The organism is Motilibacter deserti (assembly GCF_011250635.1).
In the GTDB taxonomy this organism is placed as follows: Bacteria; Actinomycetota; Actinomycetes; order Motilibacterales; family Motilibacteraceae; genus Motilibacter_A; species Motilibacter_A deserti.
This window is the reverse complement of sequence record NZ_JAANNP010000263.1, coordinates 1-741: the sequence shown is the minus strand read 5'-3', so window position 1 is coordinate 741 and position 741 is coordinate 1. Positions and strand designations below refer to the sequence as shown.

Below are 741 nucleotides of genomic sequence, written 5' to 3'. Positions count from 1 at the left end.
CAGCGCCACCGTGGCCAGGAGCAGCCCGGTGACGACGAGGAAGTTGATGTCGAAGTACGTCGTGGCGCGGTCGGCCGCGCCGTCCGGCACGAGCTTCGCCTCGACCCACATGAGCACGCCGGTCAGCACGGGGTACTCCACCCGCTCGACGCCCTCGGGCAGGACCTCGTCGAGGTAGGGGAAGACCCCCTGGTCCAGGCCGCGCCCGCTGTAGAGCGCGGGGACGTCGCTGTAGCAGGCGTGGAAGTACATGTTGCTGCTCGTCCAGCCCTCGGCCCGGCAGTGCTGCTTGCCGGCCAGCCCGAACAGCGCCGTCACGACCGCGAGCAGGAGCATCACGCGTACGGGCGTCAGCCAGCGCCGCTCGACGAGCAGCCGCCGCCCGGCCGGCCCGCCGATGGCGGCGCTGGCGGCGGTGACGACCGGGTCGTCCTTGCTGGGCAGGACGATGCCCGGCTCCGGAGCCCCGCGGCTCACGGGCCGCCCTGCCCGGCCGGCGGGACCGCTGCCGCGCCGTCAGCGGCCGGCGGTGCCGCGCCCTCCACGGCAGGCGTCGCGGCCGGGGGCGGCTGCTGCCCTCCGCCGGTCGCGCTGGCCGACGGACTCGGCGCCGGCTCGACGGCCGTCGCGGTCGCCGAGGGGGTGGGCGTCGGCTGGTCCGACGGCTCGGGCGAGCTGGACGCGGTCGGGGTCGGGGTGTAGTCGGACCCGGAGCTGTCGTCGTCGTCCGACCCGCTGCCC

2 pseudogenes are annotated in these 741 nt (G+C 76.2%); both read right to left on the bottom strand.

The annotated features are described in order from the left end of the window. Positions 1–477 (bottom strand): annotated as a pseudogene (locus G9H71_RS22945) (hypothetical protein); the annotation flags it as partial. Beyond that, a pseudogene (locus G9H71_RS22940) lies at positions 474–741 on the bottom strand (hypothetical protein); the annotation flags it as partial. The pseudogenes G9H71_RS22945 and G9H71_RS22940, both read right to left, overlap by 4 nt.